Genomic DNA, 23,026 nt, shown 5'->3' on the forward strand with positions numbered 1-23,026 from the left:
GGATGAGTCAAACGATTTTATTAGAAATAGGTTTAGAGGAAATGCCTGCAAAATATGTTCGCAGCAGCAGCGTCCAATTAAAAGAAAAAGTGATGGCTTTCTTGAATGAGAACCGCATCGGCTTTGATTCCGTCGAAATGCTTGCGACGCCTAGACGTTTAGCGATCATCGCGCACAACGTCAGCGAAAAACAAGCGGATCTCACAGAAGAATTAAAAGGACCCGCCAAGAAAATCGCTTTGGCTGCGGATGGCAGCTGGTCAAAAGCGGCAATGGGATTTGTCCGTGGACAAGGCCTGACGACAGAGGATATCTATTTCGCAGATCTGAAGGGCGTTGAATATGCTTTTGTCAAAAAAGAGACAATCGGGCAAGATGCTTCCGAAGTTTTGAAAGAATTGGGCACGGTTGTTGAATCCTTGACGTTTCCTGTATCCATGCACTGGGGCAGTCATCAGTTCAAATATATCCGTCCGATTCACTGGATTGTGGCTTTAGCGAACGAAAAAGTCATTCCATTCTCCGTTTTGGACATAAAATCCGGCCGCAAAACGCGCGGACACCGTTTTTTGGGCGAAGAAATCGCATTGGAAACGGCTGCCGACTACAAAGAAAAACTGGCTGATCAATTTGTCATCGTTGATCAAGACGAAAGAAAAAATATGATCCGTGAGCAAATCAAACAAATCGAAGCCGAGAACGACTGGATCATCCCTACTGATGAAGCTCTATTGGAAGAAGTGACTTCGTTGGTTGAATACCCTACAGCATTTTATGGGGAATACGACGAAAGATATCTGACCTTGCCTGAAGATGTATTGATCACATCCATGAAAGACCACCAACGTTACTTTGAAGTGAAGAACAAATCCGGCAAATTGCTTCCTTATTTCATTTCTGTCAGAAACGGAAATGCGGCATTCATCGACAACGTGAAAAAAGGGAACGAAAAAGTTTTGACCGCTCGCTTGGAAGATGGGCTATTCTTCTTCAACGAAGACAAACGCATAACGATTGAACAATGTGTCGAAAAACTTAAAAAAGTAACTTTCCATACGAAAATCGGCAGCATCTACGACAAGATGGGAAACACATCGGAAATCGCAGCGCATCTTTCCGATATTTTGGATCTGACCGTAGACGAAGAGAAACACCTGTTGCGTGCGGCCTCCATCTATAAGTTTGACCTAGTGACGAACATGGTATCCGAATTCACGGAACTGCAAGGTATCATGGGTGAAGTATACGCCGTTCAACGAGGCGAAACGGATGCAGTAGCTGCCGCTATCCGTGAACATTACTTGCCTATTTCCAGCGAAGGAGAGCTTCCGGAAACGCAAGTCGGGGCAGTGTTGGCTGTTTCCGATAAATTGGACAGCATCATCAGTTTCTTCCTGCAAGGAATGATTCCGACTGGCTCAAATGATCCGTATGCTTTGCGCCGCCAAATGATCGGGGTTATCCAAATCATCGAGAAATTCCAATGGGCCTTCTCTTTTGAGGAATTGCTGTCGAATCTTCTGAAAGAGGTCTATGCGGTATCCGATGAAGCATTGTTTGCAAAAACGATGTCAGAATTGATCGTCTTCGCTAAGGGCCGCGTGCAACAAAAATTGCAGGGCTACGATATTCGATATGATGTGGTGGACGCTACGTTGCAATCAACCGAAAAAGACGTGAATACAATGATCGCAAATGCGAAAGTGCTCCAGTTGCACAGCAACGATCCTTCGTTCAAACAAGTGGTGGAATCATTGGCGCGTGTCGTAAACATTGCCGGTGATGCAGAGGAAACGATCGCTGTACAAGCCGATCTTTTGGAGACGGCAAGTGAAAAGAATTTGTATGTTCAAATCAATCATTTGAATATCGCTTTGTTACATGGCGATCCCGAAGCGGATTATGCCGCTTTGGAAGCCATCACACCGTATATCGATGCTTATTTCGATGAAAATATGGTAATGGTCGAGGATATCGCAATCCGCAGCAACAGATTGAACACTTTGGGCAATCTGAAGTTGAGCATCATGCAATTTGCGGATGTCAGAAAATTGATTATTAAATAATAAAGTGATGGGGGCAGGGCTAACATTGTTTATTCCTGCCTCCCTTATTTTGGCTATTAGGGCAAGGATACCGTTGTGAAGCAAAGGGAACTCAGCTATTCCCTTCCTGTTTCGATAAGAATATGGTAAATTAAGTGCAGGGATAAAAGAGTCGCTCGGTTGTACAATGGAATCGCAGAGGATATTTTCTTTCCTGTAGCTGATTGCAGATTTCCATCTGAGCCATCGCTCGGAAATGATAAGATGATGTCAATCATCGTTCTTTTCCTGAAAAATTTGATTGGCACTGTGCTGTTCATATTTACCATTCAATAATGGAATGGTTGGTCAAGGGCTGAAAGGTCAACAAACCTACCGGACGGATAGGTGATTCTTGAAGCAATAAATCCTAAAGACTGTAAAAAATGCCGAAAGTATTGTGGAGAAGCTGATTCATGGCTCAAAAAAATTAAAAAACAAATTATTGCAGGATTTAAAAATAGTGCAGGTCCGTTCCAAGACCCATGTTTTGTAATCCTCCATGCAGACAGTCCGATTCATGCAAAGGAATGAGAGCTGGAATTCTTTGCTTGTTTCCGCATGCACGAATACGGATGTATGGTTCCCTCTATGGAGCCCATACAAGCATCGATGGATTAGGTATCTTTGTTTTAGATCAAGAGCCACAGCTAATGAACGTAATATTCGAAACAGTGCGTTTTTTCTCCGAGGAGTAAAACGGCTGGAATTAAGGATATACAATTGACTTAACGTTCGGTCGAAGAAAATAGATTTAATTTTGTTTAATATAAGAAAGTATTAAACATTTTTCCAAGGGGGAAAAAAGATGTCAATGTTTTTAGATCATGCGACCGTACATGTAAAAGCGGGTAAAGGTGGCGACGGGATGGTTGCATTCCGCCGCGAAAAATATGTTCCGGATGGCGGACCAGCAGGTGGCGACGGCGGCCGAGGCGGCAGCATCATTTTTGAAGTGGATCCAGGCTTGCGCACGTTGCTTGATTTCCGTTACAATCGCAGTTTCAGAGCGAAGCCCGGCGAAAACGGGATGAGCAAAAGTATGTTTGGGCGCGGCGCAAAGGATTCAGTGATCAAGGTTCCACCGGGTACCATTGTCCGCAACGCTGAAACAAAAGAATTGATTGCGGATTTGACCGAAGTGGGACAAAGAGCAATTATTGCAAAAGGCGGACGCGGCGGCAGAGGGAACAATCGCTTTGCTACGGCTTCAAATCCTGCTCCTGAAATCGCCGAAAACGGCGAACCGGGCGAAGAATTCGAGCTTGAGCTTGAATTGAAAGTCATTGCGGATGTTGGTTTGGTTGGCTTCCCTTCCGTTGGGAAATCAACGCTTTTATCGGTTGTATCAAAAGCGAAACCTAAAATTGCTGCCTATCACTTCACCACGCTTGTCCCGAATTTGGGGATGGTAGAAACAAGAAGCGGCGAGCAGTTTGTAATGGCCGACTTGCCAGGGCTTATCGAAGGCGCATCGCAAGGGATAGGCCTGGGGATTCAGTTCTTGCGCCATATCGAGCGCACAAGGGTCATCCTGCATGTCATCGATATGGGCGGCACCGAAGGCAGAGAGCCTTTCGATGACTACGAAAAAATCAACAAGGAATTGGAAAGCTACCAATTGCGTCTATTGGAACGCCCAACCATCATTGTTGCCAATAAAATGGATATCCCTGAAGCGGAAGAAAATTTAAAAGAATTTGAAGAAAAATTAATTGCAAAATTCGGCGCCGAAAATGCACCAAAAATATTCCCGATTTCAGCCTGGTCGACTACCGGTGTTGCCGAATTATTGGATTATACTGCAGAGATATTGCAGTATACGCCGGAATTCCCCTTATTCGATGAAGAGATCGAAACTTCTGTCCTTTACAAATTTGAAGATGGCAAAGACGAAATCAAGATTACGCGCGACCCAGATTCAACCTGGGTATTGAACAGCGAAAAATTGGAGAAATTATTCAATATGACCAATTTCGAGCACGACGAAAGCATTATGCGATTCGCCCGTCAAATGCGTGCAATGGGCATCGATGAGAAATTAAGAGCCCGTGGAGCGAAAGATGGCGATATGGTTCGCATCATGGACTTTGAGTTTGAGTTCGTCGATTAAGAAGGAAACAGGAAGGGGAAAATTGTGAACAGGCAGAATCGATTCATTGCTTTAGACGGATTACGGTCGATTGCGATTTTAGCCATCATTTTTTACCATTTGATTCCTTACCAAATTCCGGGCGGTTATTTGGGCGTCAACATATATTTTGTCTTAACTGGCTATTTCATAACGGATTATGTCATGAAAGAATACCAGGTTAAGCAAAAGCTTGCTTATAAAAGTTATATTACCAGACGTTTTAATCGGTTGGTTCTTCCGTTGTTGTGGATGATGGTAACCGTCACAGCTTACATCACCCTATTCCAAAGGGATTTATTATTGAATATCCGTTCATGGATCGTGTCCTCTTTGGGCATGTATAACAACTGGTGGCAAATCGCCAACGGAAGTTCCTATTTTGATCAATTCTATGGTCAATCGCCTTTTACTCATCTTTGGTTTTTATCTGTGTTGAGCCAATTCTATATTATTTGGCCATTGGTCGCACTGCTTGTTCTTGCGAAATTTAAGAAAAAAGATGCTCTTCTGTTAACAACGGTGGGGCTTTCTTTCCTTTCCATCGCTTCGATGGCTCTGCGCTATGCACCCGGCCAAGATTTTTCCCGCATCTACTATGGAACGGATACGCGGTTCTTTGCTTTCATGATCGGTGCGGCTCTATCCATCCTGTGGCCACTGCATTCTTTGAGCCCAGGGATTTCGAAGAAGGCAAAGCGCAGATTGAATAGCATAGGGGCGGTCGCCTATCTGATTGTCGGCATCATGATGAGAGTCATGTTGGACAATCAGGCGTTCACCTATCTGGGCGGGATGTATCTGAATGCGCTCGTCATTGCCATCGTCATTGCGGTGACCGCTCATCCGGCTACGTTTTTCTCTAAAGCGATGCGGTTTAAGCCAATCCAGTGGATCAGCAGAAGAAGCTATTTTCTTTATCTATGGTACTATCCAGTCATTGTTCTTTATCAAGCAAAAGTGCTGGATACAAGCAATGACCCCAATCGGCATATACTGATCCAACTCGTGCTCATTCTCATCGCCTCGGAAACCAGCTATCAATTTTTTGAAAGGGAAGCGTGGCTTCTCCCTTTTGTCCAGTCATGGGGAATGAAATCCAATATCCGGATAATGAAAGATATTTGGAAACGGGGAGAAAAGAAGCATCCTTGGAGTAAAACCGCAACACTGCTGTGCGGCGCGATTGTACTTGTTGCGGCGGTCGGTTTTGTTCAAGCGAAAACAGGTGAGGATCCTTCCGTAAAAGAACTGCAGGAACAGATCACGAAAAATCAAAAGACGATTGAAGCAGTCAATGATTACGACCAGTCAAGAAGCAGGGCGATCAATAATATCGAAGGCCTGAACCGAGACGTGATTCTGTTTTCTCATGATTTGAAGGTCACCTTCATTGGGGATTCCATCCTCTTAGCTGCAGCGGATAAACTGACACCGATTTTTGGTCAAGCAGTCATTGATGGTGCCGTATCCCGGCAATTATATCAGACTAATACGGTGCTCAAATCGCTGAAAGCCGAAGAAAAGCTGTATGATACAGTAGTCGTCTTTTTGGGGACAAATGGCACCTTCACGAAAGAGCAGATGGATGAGTTCCTGAATGCAATCGGTACGGACAGGACGGTTTTCCTCGTTACCACAAGCGTGCCGAGAAGCTGGCAAAATAGTGCCAATAGCCAAATGTTGCTTGCGGAACAGAATTACGCGAATGTCCACATTTTGGATTGGAATACGTACAGTAAGGGGCATGATGATTGGATGAGGGCTGATTTGGTCCATCCGAACGAAGAAGGCGCAAGACAGCTAGCTTTATATGTGGCTGAAGGGATTTATGCGGTTTTAAATGATGATAATGGGAGCAATTGACTATGAAAATACAATTTTTAGGAACAGGAGCCGGCGTCCCCTCCACCAGCAGGAATTTATCCAGCATTGCATTGAAACTTTTAGATGAGCGGAATGCGATCTGGCTCTTTGATTGCGGAGAAGGGACACAACAACGTGTTTTAAAGACGGCTATCCGGCCTCGGAAAATAGAAAAGATATTTATTACACACTTGCATGGGGATCATATTTTTGGCTTGCCGGGACTACTGAGCAGCAGAGCATTCCAAGGGGGCAATACGCCTTTGAATATCTATGGGCCCAAAGGTGTGAAAGAATTTGTTCTTACTAGTTTGCGCATCTCTCAATCCCATTTGCGGTACCCTATTTTCTTTCACGAAATAGAAGAAGAGGGTGTCATTTTCGAAGATGAACAATTTAGGGTCAGTTGCATGAAGTTGAACCACGGTATCGTATCATATGGATACAGAGTGGAAGAGGCTGACTATCCAGGCGAGCTGCAGGCTGAACGGCTGAAGGAACAGAATGTCCCGGCTGGACCGCTATATGGAAAATTGAAAAATGGGGAAACGGTGACGCTACCGGATGGCCGCATCATAAACGGGCAGGACTTCATCGGCAGACCGACAAAAGGCAGAATCGTCACCATTCTTGGGGATACAAGAAGGACAAAGAATACTGTTGTTCTGGCAAAGGATGCGAATGTCCTTATCCATGAGAGCACTTTCGGGAAAGAGGACCAAGCCATCGCGGCTGACTATTTCCATTCAACCTGCATCGATGCGGCAAACGTCGCAAAAGAAGCCGGCGTCAAGCAACTCTATTTAACGCACATCAGCGCCCGTTATTTGAGCGGAAATGCTACACAGCTTCAAAAAGATGCGCGCAGAATATTCGAGAACAGCAAATTGGTGAATGACTACGATGAGTTCGATGTTCCATTGGAAAAACTGTAACGGGGAGCCGCTTTTATGGGAAATGCAAATTTTCCATAAAAGGCCCCCGTTTTTCTTATCTTGCTGAAAGCAATAGCCCGATTAGTTTCTCAAACGGGGAGTTCTCAGTTGACTCTTTAATCGATTTACAGGGATAATAGGCTTGTAGATAAAAAGATAGGTGAGGCGATAAAAATGAAAAACCAATGGAGACTTGTTGCCAGTATCATCTTAATTTTAATCATTACTTTATTTGCGGTTTTTAATGTCGATACCGTACCCGTTAACTTTGGCTTTACCTCGGTCAAGGGGCCCTTGATCATTGTCATTCTGCTTTCCTTATTGATGGGGTCGCTCATAACCTTATTGGTTGCCACGGGCAGCGCTTCAAAGAAGAATAAGGAATTCAAACAAATGCGCGCAGAAATCGAATCAAAAGGAAGCGACATTCAACGTGCAGTCGACGAAGTGAAAGCAAATCATCAAAAACAAGTTGAAGAACTGCAAAATCAGCTGCTCGAAAAAGACGGCAAAATCAAATCACTGGAAGAGGAATTGATCAAAAGATATACCGCTGGCACACCCGTTCAACCGGGATAACAACAGAGTCTGCTGCAACGGGAAGATGGGGAACAAATCATGGAGTGAGATTTGTTTTCCACCTTTTTTCTTTGCGCGTATACAGACCATATTCTGATTTAGAAAAATAGCGGATTATGGTATCATAAATAGGTTGATGCTTAATGGCGTGAGCGATTAAGCATATGAATTGATGGAGTAAGGGGTAGTCGATGTGTTAACGGCAAAATTAAATTGGAAATTAAGGGAAATGCAGATGAGCCCAGAGGAATGCGCAAAAATCAGCAAATCATTGGGGCTCTCTGAAACATTCGTGAAGCTCTGCTTTCAACGGGGGCTGACTTCAGAAAAGGAAATCAAGCTGTTTATCGACGGTTCTGAAATGGCATTCCATGATCCTTTTTTGTTATATGATATGGAAAAGGCGGTCGAAAGACTTTCCCAAGCCATTGAAATGGGAGAGGAAATCGTCGTCTATGGAGACTACGATGCGGATGGCATCACAAGTACGAGCATCCTGGTCGAAACAATCGAGGTGCTGGGCGGCAATGTAGGCTATTATTTGCCGAATCGTTTTACGGACGGATATGGCCCGAATGCAGCGGCATTCATGAAATTGATCGAAAACGGTGCCCAACTGATCTTGACGTGCGACAATGGCGTCACCGGGCACGAACCGATTGAGATGGCAAAGAAAATGGGCGTGGATGTCATTATTACCGATCACCACGAATTGCCGGAAACATTACCGGACGCGTATGCAGTCATCCATCCGCGCCATCCGCTAGGGGAATATCCTTTCGCCGAGCTATCGGGGGCAGGCGTGGCGTTGAAGGTGGCGGCTGCGCTATTGGGGGAATTGCCTTACGAATCGCTTGACTTGGCGGCCATCGGGACCGTAGCTGATTTGGTGAGCTTGACGGGGGAGAACCGTTGGTTAGTGAAGCAAGGCTTAACCGTCATGAAACAATCCCAACGCTTGGGCTTGGCCGCACTGATGGAAGCGGCAGGCGTCACTGTCGACGCGATCGATGAAGAGACGATCGGATTCACGATCGGACCACGCCTGAATGCGATCGGCAGACTGGATGATGCCAGTCCGGGCGTTGAACTGATGCTGAGCTTTGATGAAAGCAGGATAGGCGAATTGGTTGACCATATCCAAGACAAGAATGTTGAGAGACAAGGGATCGTTAGCGACATATTCCAAAAAGCGCTTGCGGAATTGGACAAGTTTGAAAACGTTCCGGATGTCATTGTCTTGGGCAACGAGGAGTGGCACGAAGGCGTATTGGGGATCGTGGCCAGCAAAATAGTCGAAGAAACCGGTCGTCCCACCATCCTCTTCAATATCAACAAGCAGACCGGCGTAGCGAAAGGCTCAGCCCGCAGTATCGAAGCGTTGCACATCTATGAAGCGTTGGCGGCTTGCAAAGAGCTCTTATCAAAATTCGGCGGCCATAAGATGGCAGCCGGGATGAGCTGCCCGGCAACCTCGTTGGCTGATCTAGCAAAGAAGATCAACGAATATGCGGCACCCTTCCATGAAGATATATTGCAGGGCGAAACCATCTATGTGGATGATATTCTGACGCTGAGCACGGTAACGATGCCTTTTTTGAAGGAACTGGAGCTATTCAAGCCTTATGGGACGGACAATCCCAAGCCGATTTTCGGCTTCGAAGATATTCCGTTGACGGACGTCAGACAAATAGGCGCAGACAACAAACATCTGAAGTTTAAGCTTCAAGAAAACGAACTGTATTTGGACGTCATCGGATTCAATAAGGGGAATATCGGCAACCATCTGAACGAATTGGACAAGGTATCCTTGATTGGGGAACTTTCAATCAACAAATGGAAGGACATGGTTAAACCGCAACTTCAACTGAAGGACATCAAAAATAACCAGATCCAATTCTTTGATAAACGCAGCTCGACGATCCAAGAACAAATGCTGCAGATTGAGAATGCTGTTTATCTGTTTTCCAGTTCTTCCATGATGAAGCATTTCCACGAACGGATTCCCGCAAGTTCGGAAGCCGTCCTGCTTTCCGACATCACGGTGCATGCTTTGCGCGAGAAGGAATACACAAACCTGGTCATTTTCGAATGTCCGAGCGCCAATGAATTGGTGGCGCAATTGTTGAAGGGAAACAGCTTCGCCAACGTCTATGTGGCGAGCTATGCAACGGACAGCGTCTACAGCGAAGGAATTCCGTCCAAAACGCAATTCGCTTCATTCTACCAATATATCCGGACGCACCGCGACATCAATGTTAGAAACAGATTAGATGAATTGGCCAATTATTTAAAAATCAAGAAGAATATTATCATTTTTATGATTCAAGTGTTTTTGGATGCTGAATTTGTTACAATAGAGGACGGTTTTGTTAAGGAAGTGAAGGATCCGGCAAGAAGAGAGTTGGAGAAAACGAAAGCTTACCAGAATCGCATACTGAAAATGGATGCAGAAAAATTATTTTTATTCAGTCCTTTCTCGGAATTGACAAATTGGATGAATACGCAAATTAAAGCAGGATGAAAATGGAGGAATACAAAGTGGACTTGAAAAAATATATTGCAGACGTAAAAGATTTCCCGGAAAAAGGCATCATCTTCCGTGATATCTCGCCTTTGATGACGGATGGAGAAGCTTATCGTTACGCGATCAATGAAATTGTCGCCTATGCGAAAGATTTGAACGTGGATAAAGTAGTTGGGCCTGAAGCGCGCGGCTTTATGGTTGGTTGTCCGGTAGCGGTCGGACTGGGCTGCGGTTTTGCGATGGCGCGCAAGAAGGGCAAGCTTCCTCGTGAAACAGTCGAAGTATCCTATGGCCTTGAATACGGAGAAGCGACGCTTCAATTGCATAAAGATGCCATCCAACCTGGTGACAAAGTATTGGTCTGCGATGACCTGTTGGCGACCGGCGGAACAACTGCCGCAACAATCGAATTGGTCGAAAAATTGGGCGGAGAAGTTGTCGGTTTGGCGTTCCTGATCGAATTGTTGGGCTTGAAAGGGCGCGACTTGATCCAAGGCTACGACGTATTCGCTTTGATGGAATACTAAAAAAGAGCCACAAAAGATGTAATCAAGTAGGCTCTTGGGACCGAGTTGCGAAAGGCTAAAGCTAAAAAAAGAACGTACAGATTTCCTGTACGTTCTTTTTTTAGCTGATGTGGTTTCTGTATAGTCCGACGACTTTTCCCAGTATATGCACGTTGTCCAAAATGATGGGGTCCATGGTCGGGTTTTCCGGTTGCAGACGGAAATAGCCATTTTCCTTGAAGAATCGCTTGCACGTTGCCTCATCATCATCGGTCAGCGCAATGACGATATCGCCATTCTCAGCGCTGGCTTGTTGTCTGACGATGACGGAGTCGCCGTCGTAGATGCCCGCGTCGATCATGCTTTCGCCGCGAATCTTCAGCATGAATAAGCTGCCTGATACCGTTTTTAAATCTGGCGGCACTGGGAAGTAGTCGGTTGCCTCTTCTACAGCCAAAATCGGTTCACCGGCAGTGACGGTTCCCAGTAAAGGCATTTTATCCGATAGGATACCCAACTTATCCAACCCGGCTTGCGTCAATTCGATTGCTCTTGGTTTTGTCGGATCGCGTTGGATGAACCCATTTTTTTCTAATCGGGATAAATGGCCATGTACAGTGGATGTCGATGACAAATGAACGGCATTCCCTATTTCCCGCACGGTAGGAGGGTATCCTTTACCTTGTACCTCTTCATAGATGTATTGGAGAACTTCCAATTGACGCGAATCTTTATTTTTAATCATGAGATCATCATCTCCGTAATCTTTATTTATTTCATACAGTTTATCATTTATTGGAAAATAAATCAAACAAATGTTCGCATCCGACGGTGATTTTTGCTGCAGAGAACAGTGTTTTCAACAAAAAATAAAACGTTTTCTGTTTTGGCCGAAATATTTGCTGTGTTCCTATTTCTTTTTCCTCTCATTTTTAGTACAATAAACGAATGAATGCTTTTGGAAAGGGGGATGAATACGTGTCAACTACAGCATGGGTAATGATTGTGATTTTAGGTATTATTTTAGGAGCGGTTGGCGGATTTTTCCTTGCGAGACGTTATATGGTTAAATATTTCGAAGAGAATCCACCGATCAACGAAGATATGTTACGCTCTATGATGATGCAAATGGGACAAAAACCGTCTGAAAAAAAAGTGAAACAAATTTTGGCTTCCATGAAAGCACAATCTTCAAAGAAAAAGAAATAGAACATGAAAAAACGTACAAAATGTGGAGCTGCATAGATCCACATTTTTATTTTTTTGCACTAAATTAAAAATGATTGCAGGTGAAAATATAAATGGGGATTTTTAAAAAACTGAATTGGTTTTTTAAACAGGAATGGAAATCATATGTAGTTGGCGTTTTCTTCTTGATAATCGTGGCAATTTTACAGGTGGTCTCACCTAGGGTTGTAGGGATCATCATCGACGAAATCGCACAAGGGACTTTGAGCAGGTCTTCCCTGGCGAAATGGGTGTTGCTCATCCTCGTTTCTGGTATTTTACAATATCTATTCCGTTATATCTGGCGGATGAAAATCTGGGGCACATCTGCAGAGCTTGAAAAGATATTGCGTTCGCGCCTTTTCAAACATTTCACGGAAATGGATGCCACGTTCTATCAAAAATTCCGTACCGGCGATTTGATGGCGCATGCCACCAATGATTTGAATGCAATCCGGATGGTTGCAGGAGCAGGCATCCTGACGCTTGCCGATTCGATTTCTTCTGGCGGGATCACCTTGTTTACGATGTTCTTCCTGATCGATTGGCGCTTGACCCTGATCGCGATGATTCCACTTCCCGGGTTGACGCTGGTTTCAAGGATATTGGGGAAAAGGATGCACAAAAGCTTCCGGAAGGCCCAAGCGGCTTTTTCTGATCTGAACGACAAGACGCAGGAAAGTGTATCCGGCGTAAAAGTCATCAAGACCTTCGGGGAAGAAGAGCAAGACATCAGGGACTTTGAAGCCCGCACCAAGGATGTCATGTTGAAAAATAAGGAAGTATATCGGACGGATGCCTTGTTTGATCCGGCGATTCAATTGATACTCGGGCTTTCTTACGCTTTGACGATCATCTTTGGAGGACGATTCGTTGTGGAAGGCAGCATCAGTATCGGACAACTGGTTTCCTTCATCAGTTACATCAGCATGATGACCTGGCCGATGTTGGCAGTCGGCAGATTATTCAATGTCCTGGAAAGAGGGAGCGCAAGCTACAGTCGGATCGAAGAGTTGTTGGAAGAAAAATCGTCGATTGTCGAGAAGAAAGAATCATTTCCGAGCCTCATATCCGGAAACCTCGATTTTCAAGTTGAGCAATTCAAGTATCCGAACGCTACCGAAGCAAGCTTATCCGATGTAGTCTTCCATTTGGAACAAGGACAGACGTTGGGGATCGTCGGCAGAACCGGAGCGGGTAAAAGCAGCATTTTCAAACTGTTATTGCGCGAATATGATAATTACGAAGGCCGCATCCTCTATGACGGGGTGGATATCCGCGATTACTCCTTGGATGCCCTGTTGAAGGGCATCGGGTATGTTCCGCAAGATAATTTTCTGTTCTCGACCGATATCAGGGAAAATATCCGCTTTGCGGATCCGTCCATCAACCAAGAGGCGGTTGAGGCGGCAGCCAAATTGGCAGCCATCCACAATGATGTATTAGGCTTCCCTGAGGGCTACGATACGTTGGTTGGAGAGCGTGGCGTCTCCTTGTCTGGGGGGCAGAAACAAAGGATTTCCATCGCTCGTGCAGTGGTTCTGAATCCGGAATTGTTGATCCTGGACGACTCTTTGTCTGCTGTCGATGCGAAAACGGAGGAAGCGATCCTTAGCGGATTGAAGGAGAGACGCGCCGACAAAACGACCATCATCGCGGCGCACAGAATCAGCAGCGTCATGCATGCGAACGAAATCATCGTCCTAGACGAAGGGCGCATCGTCGAAAGAGGGACGCACCAGGAATTGATGCATTTGGATGGTTGGTACCACAGAATGTACGAAAAACAACAACTGGAAATTAAACTGGAAGGGGAGGATGCCTAATGGAGAAATCAGCGTGGGCTAAAAATGTTCCGATAAAAGAACAGTTTCGGGCAGTGAAGCGTATTTTTAAATACGCACATCCTTTCAGATTGCAATTTTATATTGCCTTGCTCTTCAGCATCGGCCTCTCTTTGGTGAACGTTGTTGCACCACGTATTATCCAAATTTATATGGACGAATATTTGTCAAAAGGAAATGCAACGACAAAAATAAGCGTTCTCTTTGCCGCTTTATATGTTGCGGTTGTCCTGGTAAAAATGCTGGTCATGTATCTGGAACGCTATATATTCAGCATGGCATCCGAAAAGACAGTGGAAAACATCCGCAATAACGTTTTCCGGAAAATCAACCAATTGGGCATGCGCTATTACGATACGACCCCCGCAGGTTCAATCGTATCCAGGGTCACCAATGACACCGAAACGATCAAAGAGTTTTGGAATGTGTTTTTGGCGTTGGCTGAGGGAATCTTCAGCATCATCACCGTCTTCTTTGCGATGTGGACATTGGATAAGGACATCACACTCATCTTTATTTACTTCGTTCCGGTCATGGCCGGGTTGGTTTGGTTTTACCAAAAATACAGTACGCGCGTCTATCGGATGATGCGTGAAAGGCTCAGCCAATTGAACACAAAACTGAATGAATCGATTTCTGGCATGCCGATCATCCAGCAATTCCGCCAAGAGAAGAGGCTGCAAGCCGAGTTCGATGAAATCAACGAGGCCTACAGCAAAGGGCGTGTGGCGATGGTGCAGATGAATGCCTTATTGCTGATGCCTGTAGTGAATCTATTGCAAGCGATCGCCTTAACGTTCGTGCTATGGTTGTTCGGGGTGAAGACGTTGAATGGCGTTGTTGAAATCGGCGTCATCTATGCTTTCACAACCTACATCCAAAACTTTTTCCGGCCGATGGGGATGATGATGGACAATTTGAGCATCTTGCAGGATGGCATTGTGTCCAGTTCCCGTGTCCTGAAAGTGATGGACAACGAAGAGGTGGCACCCGCACATCCGGAACAATCGGGACTATCCATTCAGGAAGGCAAAATCGAATTCAGGAATATCTCCTTTTCCTATGACGGGAAACATAATGTCTTGAACAACATCAGTTTTACGGCTTATCCGGGAGAAACCGTCGCCTTGATTGGGCAAACCGGCAGCGGCAAAAGTTCCATCATCAACATTTTATTGCGCTTCTATGAATTCCAGGAAGGGGAAGTGCTGATTGACGGGAAATCCATCAAAGAGTACCCCCTTTCGGAAATCCGTTCCAAGATGGGGTTGGTATTGCAGGACTCCTTCCTTTTCTACGGCGATATTGCGCGGAATATCCGTTTGATGAGCAGCGATTATTCAGATCAGGAAGTAAAGAACGCAGCGGCTTTTGTGCACGCCGATGCCTTTATCGAATCCCTGCCGGAAGCATACCATGCCCGAGTGATTGAGCGCGGTGCCAGCTATTCCAGCGGTGAGCGTCAGCTGATATCCTTCGCAAGGACCATCTTGCGGAATCCGAAAGTATTGATTTTGGATGAAGCCACAGCGAATATCGATACCGAAACGGAGCTACTGATCCAGGACAGCATGCATAAAATGAGGCAGGGCAGGACGACAATCGCGATTGCCCACCGTTTATCCACGATCCGGGATGCCCAACTTATCCTGGTGTTGGATAAAGGCAACATCATCGAAAGAGGCACGCATGACGAACTGATTGCAAAACAAGGCACCTATTATGATATGTACAGACTACAATCAATGAACGATTAACGAACCAAAAACAAAAAGACATCCCAGCAGTTTAAATGCTGGGATGTCTTTTTTTACAGGCCAGAAAGTATAAAATTCTGGATATAAGAAGCGCATCATTGAAGGTGTTTTAAAGGTTACTAATCTGTTTCACGCCAGTTCGGAAGGAAGATGAAGGGTCCTCTTGGCTCTGCGAGCCAAGACATACTGTTCGACTAACCTGCTGACGCAGGAAGTCTCTCAGCAATTGCGCGGTATGCTCATTTGCATGGTAGTCTTAGGAATTCATTCCTTAGACTACCAGTACAAGGCGACTGCAAGGAGCGTTGCTACCGGTCAGATTTCCTAAATTGTCATGACTCTTGCGATTTCAATCGCTTAGTCCTGTCATCAGACTATCAAAAATACCTAGCAGTGAGGCCCTCTGATGTCGCACTGTGACATCAGAGTACTTGACCGCTTTTTGGTCACAGTGTTTCCTTACTAGTCGAGGTAGGGCGGGCTTGTCCCGCTTTTCCTATTTGGCTACATAAACGAAATCCGGATCAATCTCTTTATCCAATTGGCGGAAAGCGTCGGTTATCTTTTGATCATAAGCAGCAAGCACTTCCCGGGAAACGCGTTTTTCCGCCGGCAGGTAGATAGGGTCGCCGATGCGTACGATCGCTTTTTTGTGCTTGAAGATGTTGAATAATTCTTTGAAAGAAAAGGGGCCTTGATAAACGATCGGCAGAATCGGGACGCCCGCCAATTTTGCGATGGTGGATGTTCCGCCCTTGATTTCATCGGAGTGCCGTGAACCTGTAGGGAAAATCAACAGGCTGTCATTGCCTTCTTTCAGAATGTTGACGGGTTGCTTCAATGCGCTAGGACCGGGGTTTTCGCGGTTGACCGGGAAAGCGTGCATACGGCGTAAGAGCCAGTTCATGAAACTGCCCTTGAATAGTTCCTGCTTCGCCATGGAAGAAAAAACGCGGGGATAAACGGCGAATGCGATGAAAATCGGATCCAGCAGGCTTCTGTGTGGGGCTGCTATTACGAACACAGTATCCTTTGGAATCTTATCTTTATTTTGGATTTCCGTTTTTCCGTTCAGGATAAATACTAAAAATTTCACGATATTTACTACTGCCTTAAAAAACATGATCTATCTCCTTTGCCTATAGCTTTATCGTTACTATTATGAGTCAATTTCCCTTGTTTTTCAAGAAAAACATTTCCGGGAATGGCTTCTTTAGCGGAAGAGAGTATATTTTTTGGCCGATTTAAAGTACAATGAAGAATGGATAGATTGAATGTGAGGGGCTGATAGAGTGAAATGGAGTATTCCAGATAGGATGATTCAACAAGGCAGAGAATATGTCAATGAGAGCCGTGTGTTGTCGATTCAGCCGGATTTCCAGAATCAAGTATGGCATAGTGAGGTGCTTGGAAGTCGCATGTATCACGTTACTTTGGACGGCACTGCCAGGGAACAAGATGTTTGCCAATGCAAATATTGGAAGACCCATCAATATTGCAAGCATACGATTGCGGTTGAATTATTCCTGAAAGAGAAATGCGGTACGCGCATTTTGACAGAACAAAGTGCGGAACATTTCCAAGTTGATTCTGACATTGCGGGGCAAGAATTTGTGTCGGACTTGACTCAAATCTTCTATCATGAAAATAGAGGTTCGAAGAGCATCACCACGAGGCCTGAATTCTCAGTCCATTACACTTTACAGGTTTTGCGGATCAAACCGAATGCTTATATGCATGGTGAATGTGTCCTTGCGCTGTCCTTGCGTGCAGGCTTGGACAAATTATACATGGTTACGAACATCGAACAATTTACGGAGCAATTTGTGAAACAGGAAAAATGGGAATACCGTACTGCGGATGAAATCGACTTTAAAGAAGTTCAGATCAAGGAATCCGATCAGCAAATACTTTATCGGCTGTACAAAATGATGGAAGAGCAGACCGGGGTTTTGAATAAACAACTGATCAATGTAACGGCAAGGAAAATCGATTCCTATTTGATCTTGCCGCCAAGTTCGGCAAAATCTGTCCTGATGGAATTATTGAAGACGGAGCGGGTGGAATGGTCGGGAAGCGATGAAACCTATGATACGGCTTTGTTCACATCAGAAAAACCGCCCTATAAGTTCCTGCTCGAAATAAAGGGCGACGGCATTGAAGTCCATATGGATCGCAGTTCAATCGTGCCGTTATTGGATTATGACTGGCTGATCGAGGGGAATAATATTTTTGAACTATCCATCCAGCAACAAAAGCTGTTGGATTATATCGCCTTTTTCAATAAGCGTTTTGATGGACAGGAATCGGTGTACATCGATGAGGCGGACGTTTCCGACCTGTTGACCTATGTGACGCCTTTGCTGAAACAGATCGGCTCGGTAAACTACAGCGAAGAATTGGCCGAACAGATGATTGACGAACCGCTGACCGTGGCCATCCATTTTTATGGCACACAGAAAAGGATAAAGGGGGATATCATCTTTCAATATGGCGATACGGCTTTTCAGCCGAGTGTCGGGCTGGAGGACGGCAGCCGTTATCTGATCCGGGACACAGTCGGTGAAGAAAAGATCCTTCAAGTTTTGGAGCAATTGAATTTTACGATCATCGAAAACCAACTTCTGTTGAACGCGACGAAAGATGTGGATCTGTTTTCGTTCCTTTACAGAAAAATTCCGGCTTTGCGCTTATACGCAGATGTGCAATTGAGTCCGGAACTGCAAAAGTTGGTCGTCGAGAACGCGACCATCTCCGCAAAGGTGCAACGGACCGCCCGCGATTCTTTCTTGGATATCCGTTTCGATGTTGAAGGGATATCGGAAAACGAAGTGGATCGCTTGCTGAACAGCATCAAAAAGAATGAACTGTACTTCAAAACGGAAGACGGGCGCCTGCTGTCGTTGGAAACGGAACCGATGAAGGAAATGAATCACTTCCTTTCGTTGATAAGGGAAGATTCCAAAATGAATAACGGAACCATCTCGATGCCGATGGTAAAAAGTTTTACGCTTGAACAGGAAATCCAAAAGCTGAACCCTGAAGTATACAGCCAAAATTTCTTCAAGGATCTGTTCCAGTACATCAAAAATCCGGAATCATTCCCTGCGGAACTTCCCAAATCGCTGCATGCGGATTTGCGCCCCTATCAGGTAACGGGCTTTAAATGGCTGAAATTTTTGGCTAAATATGGCCTGGGCGGCATTTTAGCGGATGAAATGGGTTTGGGTAAGACCCTTCAGCTCATCACGTTCCTATTGAGCGAAATAGAAGAGGGTCATAACGGCGACAAGCCATCCTTGATTATAGCGCCGGCCTCATTGATCTATAACTGGAAGTATGAATTCCAGAAATTCGCGCCGGATCTGCAGACGTGTGTCATCAGCGGGATGAAAAAGGAAAGAGAATTCCAGCTGGCTAATTTGCCCAAAGATGGCATCGCGATCACTTCCTATCAAAGTTTCCGGCAGGATGTCGAGCTTTACCAGGCGGTCGATTTCCATACGATGGTGTTGGATGAATCCCAGTATGTCAATAACTACCATACGAAAACGTTCCGGGCAATCACCAAGATGGCTGCAAAAGTGAACATCGCCCTGAGCGGAACACCGATCGAAAACAGCGTAACGGAATTCTGGGCCATCTACCAATTGGTATTGCCGGGCCTGTTCCCTAAGGTGCAAGAATTCAAAAAATTGACCTTGGAGCAAATCTCGAAAACGGCAAAACCATTCATGCTACGCAGACTGAAGGCAGATGTGCTGAGCGATTTGCCGGAAAAAACCGAATCGGATATCTACAGCAGCTTGAACCGGGATCAAAAAGTCGTCTACTTGGCCTATCTGCAGCAGCTTCAAGATGCCGTTGCCTATTATGATAACGAAGATTTCCAGAAAAATAGGATGGAAATCTTGTCCGGCCTGACCAGATTGCGGCAAATCTGTTGCGACCCGCGTTTAATCGATCCGGCTTATCAAGGCGGTTCCGGTAAGTTGGAACAGCTGATTGAGCTTCTGAGGAACGCGAAAGAAAACCGCCAACATGTCCTGGTATTCTCTCAGTTCACATCCATGCTGAAACTGATAGAGGACGAATTGGCAAAAGAAGGCATCAGCAATTTTTATTTGAGCGGGAAGACGCCGCCCTCCGAAAGGATCGAGCTGGTCAATCAGTTCAACGACGGCCAGGCGGATGTCTTTTTGATTTCATTGAAAGCGGGTGGCACCGGTTTGAATCTGACCGGCGCGGATACCGTCATCCTGTTTGACCTGTGGTGGAATCCTGCTGTGGAAGAACAGGCTGCCGGAAGGGCACACCGTATCGGCCAGAAGAAAAACGTTCAGGTCTATCGCTTCATTGCGGAAGGGACCATTGAAGAGAAAATCAATCAGCTGCAGCAAGACAAAAAAATGCTTTTTGATCAGCTGATCATCTCCGAAGGCGAAGAGGCTCTAAGCAGACAGCGGTTGTCGAACGACGACATCAAACAAATATTGGGCATCACATCTTAAAAAAGAAAGAAAGTCCTTGCATATTTCGTTTTATTTAAGTATAATTCAATACGGTGCAAAACCACATTTCACACCTTAATTGATATGGCGGACGTTGCTTGTTGAATAACGAGTTTCTGCTGTAAAAGAAATTAGGGGAGGAAAATAAAAACATATTTGGAGGAAAAAAACATGGCAGTAATTTCAATGAAACAACTATTGGAAGCAGGCGTTCACTTCGGTCACCAGACTCGTCGTTGGAACCCAAAAATGAAAAAATACATCTTCACAGAAAGAAATGGTATCTATATCATTGACTTGCAAAAAACTGTGAAATTGGTAGACGAAGCATACAAATATATGCTTAACGTTGCTGAAGACGGCGGCGTAGCTTTATTCGTGGGTACAAAAAAACAAGCACAAGATTCAATCAAAGACGAAGCTATCCGTTCAGGTCAATTCTTCGTTAACCACCGTTGGTTAGGCGGAACTTTGACTAACTGGGATACAATCCAAAAACGTATCAAACGCTTGAAATCCATCGAAAAAATGGCTGAAGACGGCACTTTCGAAGTACTTCCTAAAAAAGAAGTCGTAATCTTGAAAAAAGAACAAGAACGTCTTGAAAAATTCTTGGGCGGTATCAAAGATATGCCTAGAATTCCAGATGTAATGTTCATCGTTGACCCAAGAAAAGAAAGAATCGCTGTTCAAGAAGCACACAAATTGAACATCCCTATCGTTGCTATGGTCGATACAAACTGCGATCCAGACGAAATCGATGTAGTTATCCCTTCAAATGACGATGCTATCCGCGCAGTAAAATTGATCACTGCTAAAATGGCTGATGCTTTCATCGAAGGTAACCAAGGCAAAGATCAAGCAGAAGTTTCTATCGAAGAAACATTCGCAGCTGAAGCTGACGAAGCTACTTCATTAGAAGAAATCGTTGAAGTTGTTGAAGGCGGAAACGAGTAAGAAGTAACATCAGTTTGAAACAATGAGCTGTCTCAGAAAAGAAGAAAGATATAGCCAGTTAGGTAGCCGACATCTTTTCTATTCTCTTTGGGATAGCTTTTTTAATGAAATAGAATATTCAGGAGGAATCATAGAATGGCACAAGTTACTGCAAAAATGGTTAAAGAATTACGCGACATGACAGGCGTAGGTATGATGGATGCTAAGAGAGCTTTAGTAGCTGTAGACGGTGACATGGAAAAAGCGGTCGATTATTTAAGAGAAAACGGATTAGCAAAAGCAGCTAAAAAAGCTGATCGTATCGCTGCAGAAGGTTTAGCAAATGTATTTGTTGATGGTAATGTTGCTGTTATCGCTGAAATCAATGCTGAAACAGACTTCGTTGCAAAAAATGACAAATTCCAAAACTTAGTAGCATCCATTACAGAAACAATCGCTAAAAAACGCCCAGCTACAGTTGAAGAAGCATTGGCTTTGGAAACAGAAGAAGGAACTTTAGGCGACGTTATTTCAACTGCAACAACTGTAATCGGCGAAAAAATCACTTTGCGTCGTTTCACTATCGTTGAAAAAACAGATGCTGATGCATTCGGTGCATACTTACACCAAGGCGGACGCATTGCAGTATTGACTGTGTTAGAAGGATCAACTGACGCTGATGCAGCGAAAGATATCGCTATGCACGTAGCTGCCATCAACCCTAAATATGTTTCTCGTGAACAAGTATCTGCTGAAGAACTTGAACATGAAAAGAAAGTTCTTACTGAACAAGCATTAAACGAAGGCAAACCAGCCAACATCGTTGAAAAAATGATCACAGGCCGTATCAATAAATTCCTAAGCGAAATTTCATTGAATGACCAATCATTTGTTAAAGATCCAGATGTTACGGTTTCTCAATATGCAGCTTCTAAAGGCGGCAGCGTGAAATCATTCGTCCGCTATGCAGTAGGCGAAGGTTTGGAAAAACGCTCAATGGACTTCGCAGAAGAAGTAATGAGCCAAGTTAAAAGATAATAAAACTGCCCCTTAATTGGGGCTTTTTTAACAGCAAGGAAAGCATAAATGTTTTTGATATAAGAACCGCATCATTGCAGGCGTGAAATAGATTTTCAATCGGTTTCATGCCCACACATGATGTCTAGCGGTCCAAGCCTGCCTCTCGGAAATTAGATAAATCTGACCCATTGCGCGGTATGCTCATTTGCATGGTAGTTTTAGGAATTCATTCCTTAGACTACCAGTACAAGGCGACTGCAAGGAGCGTTGCTTCTTTAATGTTTCTGTCGAGGCAGGGCGGGCTTGTCCCGCTTTTCTTAAATCATAGTCAAACGCTCTTATACAATGGCGTTTTAGTTAAGACGGAGGGAAATATAAAAATGAGTGAACCAAAATATAAACGCGTTGTTTTAAAACTTAGTGGGGAAGCTTTAGCAGGCAATACTGGTTTTGGGATCAACCCGCCAACAATCGAGGAAATCGTAAAAGAAATCAAGGAAGTCCACGACCTGGGCGTTCAAATCGCAATCGTTGTAGGCGGCGGCAATATTTGGCGCGGTACGACAGGCGCAGAAATGGGCATGGAAAGAGCGCAAGCCGATTACATGGGCATGTTGGCTACTGTCATGAATTCTTTAGCATTGCAAGATGCTTTAGAAAACAACGGCGTTCCGACGCGTGTTCAAACATCCATTGAAATGAGACAGATTGCGGAACAGTATATCCGCAGACGTGCCGTTCGTCATCTGGAAAAAGGCCGTGTCGTCATTTTCGCCGGTGGTACGGGTAACCCTTATTTCTCTACAGATACGACTGCAGCGCTTCGTGCAGCTGAAATCAATGCTGATGTCATCTTGATGGCTAAAAACAATGTTGATGGCGTTTATTCTGCGGATCCCATGAAAGATCTTACAGCAACGAAATTCACTGAATTGACTCATTTAGATGTTATCTCCAAAGGACTTCAAGTAATGGATTCTACAGCAAGCTCATTGAGCATGGACAACGATATTCCGTTAGTTGTGTTCAACTTGAACAAACATGGAAATATCCGCCGTGTTATCATGGGTGAAGATATAGGAACGACTGTTAGGGGGAAATAA

Annotated in this window: 16 protein-coding genes; 14 read left to right on the forward strand and 2 right to left on the reverse strand. The window is 44.7% G+C overall.

Features of this window, described 5'->3' with window-relative positions:
• Positions 1 to 2 precede the first annotated feature (2 nt).
• The 7 genes from glyS (at position 3) to BM101_RS05165 (ending at position 10,649) form a co-directional block, all read left to right on the forward strand.
• Positions 3 to 2,066, forward strand: a complete 2,064-nt coding sequence (glyS, locus tag BM101_RS05135) for a glycine--tRNA ligase subunit beta (RefSeq protein WP_087031810.1) — start codon at positions 3 to 5, stop codon at positions 2,064 to 2,066.
• A gap of 826 nt (positions 2,067 to 2,892) precedes the next feature.
• Positions 2,893 to 4,197, forward strand: coding sequence for a GTPase ObgE (obgE, locus tag BM101_RS05140; protein ID WP_087031807.1), 1,305 nt, complete (start codon positions 2,893 to 2,895; stop codon positions 4,195 to 4,197).
• Positions 4,198 to 4,221: 24 nt separating this feature from the next.
• Positions 4,222 to 6,081 (forward strand): acyltransferase family protein, encoded by a 1,860-nt coding sequence (locus tag BM101_RS05145; protein ID WP_177194389.1) that lies wholly within the window; start codon positions 4,222 to 4,224, stop codon positions 6,079 to 6,081.
• 2 nt (positions 6,082 to 6,083) lie between these two features.
• Positions 6,084 to 7,016, forward strand: a complete 933-nt coding sequence (rnz, locus tag BM101_RS05150; protein WP_087031802.1) for a ribonuclease Z — start codon at positions 6,084 to 6,086, stop codon at positions 7,014 to 7,016.
• Between the two features lie 174 nt (positions 7,017 to 7,190).
• Complete coding sequence (locus BM101_RS05155) at positions 7,191 to 7,595, forward strand: lipopolysaccharide assembly protein LapA domain-containing protein (protein WP_087031799.1); 405 nt, start codon at positions 7,191 to 7,193, stop codon at positions 7,593 to 7,595.
• Positions 7,596 to 7,788: 193 nt separating this feature from the next.
• Positions 7,789 to 10,119 (forward strand): single-stranded-DNA-specific exonuclease RecJ, encoded by a 2,331-nt coding sequence (recJ, locus tag BM101_RS05160; protein ID WP_177194390.1) that lies wholly within the window; start codon positions 7,789 to 7,791, stop codon positions 10,117 to 10,119.
• Positions 10,120 to 10,136: 17 nt separating this feature from the next.
• Positions 10,137 to 10,649, forward strand: a complete 513-nt coding sequence (locus BM101_RS05165; protein WP_087032117.1) for an adenine phosphoribosyltransferase — start codon at positions 10,137 to 10,139, stop codon at positions 10,647 to 10,649.
• A gap of 100 nt (positions 10,650 to 10,749) precedes the next feature.
• Here the strand turns inward: BM101_RS05165 and lexA are convergent, their stop codons facing one another.
• A complete protein-coding gene (gene lexA / locus BM101_RS05170) occupies positions 10,750 to 11,373 on the reverse strand; it encodes a transcriptional repressor LexA (protein ID WP_087032115.1) in 624 nt (207 codons plus the stop codon).
• A gap of 233 nt (positions 11,374 to 11,606) precedes the next feature.
• On the opposite strand from lexA, the gene BM101_RS05175 reads away from it, so the two are divergent.
• The 3 genes from BM101_RS05175 (at position 11,607) to BM101_RS05185 (ending at position 15,456) form a co-directional block, all read left to right on the forward strand.
• Entirely contained in the window at positions 11,607 to 11,837 is a 231-nt protein-coding gene (locus BM101_RS05175) for a YneF family protein (protein ID WP_087031796.1), read from the forward strand.
• A 92-nt stretch (positions 11,838 to 11,929) separates the two neighbouring features.
• Complete coding sequence (locus BM101_RS05180; protein WP_087031795.1) at positions 11,930 to 13,681, forward strand: ABC transporter ATP-binding protein; 1,752 nt, start codon at positions 11,930 to 11,932, stop codon at positions 13,679 to 13,681.
• Positions 13,681 to 15,456 (forward strand): ABC transporter ATP-binding protein, encoded by a 1,776-nt coding sequence (locus tag BM101_RS05185; protein WP_087031791.1) that lies wholly within the window; start codon positions 13,681 to 13,683, stop codon positions 15,454 to 15,456. Before BM101_RS05180 ends, BM101_RS05185 begins: the two co-directional genes overlap by 1 nt.
• A 496-nt stretch (positions 15,457 to 15,952) precedes the next feature.
• On the opposite strand, the gene BM101_RS05190 is transcribed toward BM101_RS05185, so the two are convergent.
• Positions 15,953 to 16,579: a lysophospholipid acyltransferase family protein gene (locus tag BM101_RS05190; RefSeq protein ID WP_087031788.1), complete on the reverse strand. Its 627-nt coding sequence runs from the start codon at positions 16,577 to 16,579 to the stop codon at positions 15,953 to 15,955.
• A gap of 169 nt (positions 16,580 to 16,748) precedes the next feature.
• Here BM101_RS05190 and BM101_RS05195 point away from each other — a divergent pair, with 169 nt between their 5' ends.
• The 4 genes from BM101_RS05195 to pyrH all read left to right on the forward strand — a co-directional run bounded on the left by BM101_RS05195 (position 16,749) and on the right by pyrH (position 23,026).
• Positions 16,749 to 19,967, forward strand: a complete 3,219-nt coding sequence (locus tag BM101_RS05195) for a DEAD/DEAH box helicase (RefSeq protein ID WP_143084431.1) — start codon at positions 16,749 to 16,751, stop codon at positions 19,965 to 19,967.
• A gap of 171 nt (positions 19,968 to 20,138) precedes the next feature.
• A complete protein-coding gene (gene rpsB / locus BM101_RS05200) occupies positions 20,139 to 20,924 on the forward strand; it encodes a 30S ribosomal protein S2 (protein WP_087031782.1) in 786 nt (261 codons plus the stop codon).
• Positions 20,925 to 21,059: 135 nt separating this feature from the next.
• Positions 21,060 to 21,941, forward strand: a complete 882-nt coding sequence (tsf, locus tag BM101_RS05205; RefSeq protein ID WP_087031779.1) for a translation elongation factor Ts — start codon at positions 21,060 to 21,062, stop codon at positions 21,939 to 21,941.
• 362 nt (positions 21,942 to 22,303) lie between these two features.
• Positions 22,304 to 23,026 carry a UMP kinase gene (pyrH, locus tag BM101_RS05210; RefSeq protein WP_087031776.1) on the forward strand — a complete coding sequence of 241 codons (723 nt, stop codon included), beginning with the start codon at positions 22,304 to 22,306 and terminating at the stop codon, positions 23,024 to 23,026.

The sequence above is a fragment of the Trichococcus palustris genome, assembly GCF_900114465.1.
In the GTDB taxonomy this organism is placed as follows: Bacteria; Bacillota; Bacilli; order Lactobacillales; family Aerococcaceae; genus Trichococcus; species Trichococcus palustris.